Origin of the sequence: Anaerosporobacter sp. (assembly GCF_031551385.1) — a bacterium.
Classification (GTDB): Bacteria; Bacillota; Clostridia; order Lachnospirales; family Lachnospiraceae; genus Anaerosporobacter.
This window is the reverse complement of record NZ_JAVBNS010000089.1, coordinates 1-4,792: the sequence shown is the minus strand read 5'-3', so window position 1 is coordinate 4,792 and position 4,792 is coordinate 1. Positions and strand designations below refer to the sequence as shown.

Annotated in this window: 4 protein-coding genes; all 4 read right to left on the bottom strand. The window is 34.3% G+C overall.

All coding sequences use genetic code 11. The features are described 5' to 3' along the window. Nucleotides 1-147 precede the first annotated feature (147 nt). Complete coding sequence (locus RMR19_RS08235) at nucleotides 148-1,221, bottom strand: HD-GYP domain-containing protein (RefSeq protein ID WP_310603012.1); 1,074 nt, start codon at nucleotides 1,219-1,221, stop codon at nucleotides 148-150. Between the two features lie 153 nt (nucleotides 1,222-1,374). Continuing rightward, complete coding sequence (locus RMR19_RS08230; protein ID WP_310603011.1) at nucleotides 1,375-2,700, bottom strand: D-alanyl-D-alanine carboxypeptidase family protein; 1,326 nt, start codon at nucleotides 2,698-2,700, stop codon at nucleotides 1,375-1,377. Nucleotides 2,701-2,765: 65 nt separating this feature from the next. After that, complete coding sequence (locus RMR19_RS08225) at nucleotides 2,766-4,412, bottom strand: AAA family ATPase (protein WP_310603010.1); 1,647 nt, start codon at nucleotides 4,410-4,412, stop codon at nucleotides 2,766-2,768. A gap of 94 nt (nucleotides 4,413-4,506) precedes the next feature. Further along, on the bottom strand, nucleotides 4,507-4,792 hold a 286-nt coding region (locus RMR19_RS08220; protein WP_310603009.1), incomplete at its 5' end, for a hypothetical protein.

Below are 4,792 nucleotides of genomic sequence, written 5' to 3'. Positions count from 1 at the left end.
GTATTATATTAAAAAAGTAAAACCAATTTTCTGCCAATTCTAATTGTATAACAGTTTGCCAAATATATCAATAGAGTTTTAACATTTTGATTGTAAAACATACTATTTTTCGATAGTATTTTATACATTTTTTATTATTTTTTAGCCTTAAATAATCTGTTCAATATTCAAATGCATATTAACGGATAAATCTAGGAATTGAGCTCCAATTTTTACTATTGGTCTTGACGGTGCAGCTTTATTAATAAAAACGATTTTTCCTTTTTGTCCATTGCTTAATAAAACATCCGAATGGATATAGGTATCAAGAATACTGTTAAGAAACGTCAACATAATACTTGTATCAAATTGATGCAAACCTTCCGATTCAAACATTTGAACAACGGTAAATGGGCTCACTGCTTTTCTTTCTGAATGACTTATTGTTAATTCATCATATGTATCAGCGATTGCTACAATTTTAGCAAATGTACAAATCTCTGTTGATTTTAAACGCAATGGATATCCCGAACCATCACAACGCTCATGATGTGTTAATGCAACTAACTGGATTCTTTTATCAACATCTTTTTCCTTTAATATATTATATCCAAGAGTGGAATGGCGTTTGAATTCTCGAATTTCCGAATTATTCAACAATTCCTGTTTATTTATAATCTCTTGTGGTAATTTTGTCTTGCCAATATCATGAAGCAAACCAGCTACACTAAGTAGTTCTATCTCTGTTTGATCCATTCTTAGCCACTTCGCTATCATATTGCTTATTAATGCTACATTAACAGAATGAATATATGTAAAATCCGAGGTATGCTTCATACTTCGAAGCAAATCAAAACATGCATTGCTATTATCCGTTTTGTTTATTAAAACATTCAGATTATCCCACAATTCTCCTACATTAATTTCTTTATCAAGATATACAATTTCATTAATCTTTCCTGTTAAGTCTGATGTAACTTGATTAAAATCCGATTCAAACGTTTTGAATTCTTTACTAGCACGCACTTGCTCTAGTTGTGTCAATTCCTCTACTACTTCTTCCTGCCTCTGTTCCTCTTGTAGCACAGTAACTACGGTAACTCTATGAAAGTTCAAAAGATCAATTACTTTTTTGCTGACTCTAGTATTACTGGGAATAATCTTAGAGCCAATAATAGAATATACTTCATCTGCTATCATCATTCCATCTTTAAGTTTTTCTGTTCTTACTCTTATCTTCAAAGTGTTTCCTCCCTTTGATGGCACTATATCTGCTGTAATTAATTCTACATCATTATTTCTTTATATTCAAGAAAATCCAAAGAACTCCCACCTAAATGCAACAAGAAAAGCTATTAATCAAGTTCCAACATGCACTTAATTAATAGCTTTCATTTAATCCTCTTTATTACCATCTACTCCAAACCATAAATCAAGCACTTGATTCCAAGTAAATTGATAGTCAATTTCTTCAATTGCATTTGAAGTTTTGATTGAAAATGTTTTTACTAATTCATTATTCACATAATATTTCGCTTTTCCAACCTCTTGCTCTTGCATTACAGGTGCTTTTATTTCCTGTTCAACTTCATAAACAACTTTCACTTCATCTTGGTCTCCCATAAGCATCTGCAAGCTTCCCTCGCAATACAAATCTGCGTAGCTTTCCTTGCCTCTTCTTACGAATACTGGTTCATATAATTTCGTATCATCAAAGATTTCCTCTATCTGAAAATTCTTCATTCCATAATCCATAAGCTTTGTTGTATCCGACCACTTATAGTTCTTATTTGGCGGCCATCCACTTGCTAATACAACAGAAACAAATGTCTTACCATCCTTATCTACAGCTCCAACGAAACAATATCCTGCCTTGTTTGTAAAGCCTGTTTTTATTCCAATTGCCCCATCATACAGATACAAGAAGCGATCCTTATTACTTACTGCATACGCCTTTCCTTTTGTCAATTCTTTAAATGTCCAGCTTGACGTATTCGTAATTTTTATGAATTCCTTATTCTTAATAGCATAGCTTGCTATAATACCAAGTTCTCTTGCTGTAGTATAATGCTCTTCGGTATTCGAATCCAGTCCATTTGGCGTCACAAAATTAGTATGCGTACAACCAAGTTCCTTTGCCTTTTCATTCATCATCTGAGCAAACCCTTCAACCGTACCACCGACATGTTCCGCAATTGCCACGGCAGTATCATTATGCGACTCTAGCATAAGAGAATACAGTAAATCTTCTAACTTAAACTGTTCCCCTGTCTGCATATTCAATTGCACATCCGGCTGTCTTGCCGCATTCTTAGATACCGTCACGGTATCCTGTAAGTTTGCATTCTCTAGCGTTACAATTAATGTCATTATCTTCGTTGTACTCGCCATTGCCATCTCTTTGTCTACTTCTTTACCGTATAAAACTCTACCTGTTGAAGCATCCATTAGACACGCTGCTCTGGCATTCAATTGTATATTGATTGTATTCTCTGTAATTGGTTTTGTAGCAGCCACTACTTCTTCTATTCTCAAATCGTCTTTATATCCAATTCGACTTGCTACATCTTCATTGTAATTTTTAGAATACGCTGTAGCGGCTTTCGGTTGCTTATATTGTGGCCAATTGCTAACCTGTTCTTCTATCATAGGAAAATACAGCATTGCAATAACTGCTATGGCAATAATACATATAATGACTGAAGAAATTTTTTTACGCAAGGATAGTCTCCTTGAAACATTCTTACTTTATTTTATATACGAACCTCTATAAATATTCTATCTTTTTATATTACTTCCATAACATCTTCACATGCAATCTGCCTTAACTGCTCCATTGTCGGGTTCTCATACATTACAATACGATTTGCTTGTTTTGTCACAATCTTTTCAAACACATTACGAATCCCTCTTGCATTACCAAAACGATTCTTTGCTGCTTTTGTCATCTTAGCAAGCCTCTTCATAACATACTCCACTGCTTCTTCGTCAATCTCCATTGCCGATTTTCCTGCCATCATCTGCAGAATGTCAATTAACTCTTGCTCCGTATAATCTTTGAACTCAATAAATTTATTAAATCTTGATATTAATCCTGTGTTTGCCTTTAGGAAACCGTCCATCTCTTTCTTGTATCCGGCAACAATAACGACTAAATCATCTCTATGGTCTTCCATCAATTTCACAAGAGTATCAATTGCTTCGCTACCAAAGTCATTTCCATTTGTATTATTCGTTAATGAATAAGCTTCATCAATGAATAGCACGCCACCTGTCGCTTTCTCTACTAGTTCTGTTACTTTTATTGCTGTCTGCCCAACATAACCTGCAACTAAGCCTGCACGGTCTGTTTCTACAAGATTTCCTTTTGATAAAAGTCCCAATTCCTTATACACTTGCGCTACGATTCTCGCAACCGTCGTTTTTCCTGTCCCTGGGTTTCCCGTAAAAACCATATGAAATGACATATCCATAGTTGGCATATTATATTGCTCTCGCATTTTACGCACTTTAATAAGGTTAATCAAAGAATTCACTTCTTCTTTTACCCCATCTAAACCAATCAAAGAATTAAGTTCGTCTAATAGCTGTGCTAACTTTTCTTGCTTTTCTTTTTCTTCTTTCTTCTCAAATGCGACAGCTATATTGTTATCGATTGCTTCCTCAGCAATATCCTCTACCGTATCTTGCGCTCCACAATCAAACGTCTCTTCTTCATCAAGTAACGTCTCTTCGGTCTCTACTATCATCTCTTCATTTATTTCATCACCTGCTGCAACACCTTGGTTTTCCTCACTCTTATATAGATTATTTACTATCGTTTCATGTTGCACCATCTGCTCTGCATTCATATAAATACCCGTTCGAAACATCTCACTGCATATTTTACGAAATACATATTTCTCATCTAATGTATAGTTACGGCTCATTCTTGCACTAATGAACACGTGAATCTTATTATAATATTCTTGTATAAACTGGATTACATAGCGATCTTTTGAACTATTCAAGTACGCCATCGCTAATACAATATTAATTAATGTTTCAAAAAATGTTTCTGCACTACGCGTTCCTTTTTCTTGATCTCTCAAATCACATAATTGCAGTAAAATTGGTGGTGATGCAAGCATTCGCTCTACCTGTGCCATCACAGTATCATCAATACTTTTCTCTGGGCTAAGTTCAAAATGATTCCCTTCTACCGTCGAAAGTATAAACTCAATATCTTCTCGCATGAAATGTTTGCTAAACACTGCATAACTTACTAATATAGCTTGGACATAGATGTCAAGCACATCAAAAACAGATTGTTCAAGGATTTCTGATGGTCTATCCCAATATCCTTCTGTTAATAAATCTTCACAATGTCTTACTAATGTTTTATAATTTTCACGCGCAATCTCAAATAGAGAGCGATTTGAATAGGCTTGCATCTTGTCACTTCCTTTTCTTGTATATCTAGGTTTTATTATAATCAATCACCACCTATTCTACTACAACTTTGCAAAAGTAACAATACACTTTTCTTTAATTCAAATTGAATAAATTTCTTCGTATTAGCGTAACTGTTTTGCTCGACTTAATCTTTGAATTATCCGCAGTAATTTTCAGATTACAGTACTCTTTTCCATCTAATTTTTCTCTCGGATATAGAATATAATAGATATACAACTCACCATCTACATTCTTACTGAATGTATTTACCCTATTATCTACTACACCATTCCCATTCTCATCATAAACCGATATGCCAGATAGTTCTCCACTTTCATCATAAACTTGTATCTTCGCAGTATCGGATATAACACTTTCA

Bases quoted from the DNA above. Each gene is read 5' to 3' on its own strand.
- RMR19_RS08225 (WP_310603010.1), bottom strand. From the start codon at position 4,412: ATGCAAGCCTATTCAAATCGCTCTCTATTTGAGATTGCGCGTGAAAAT.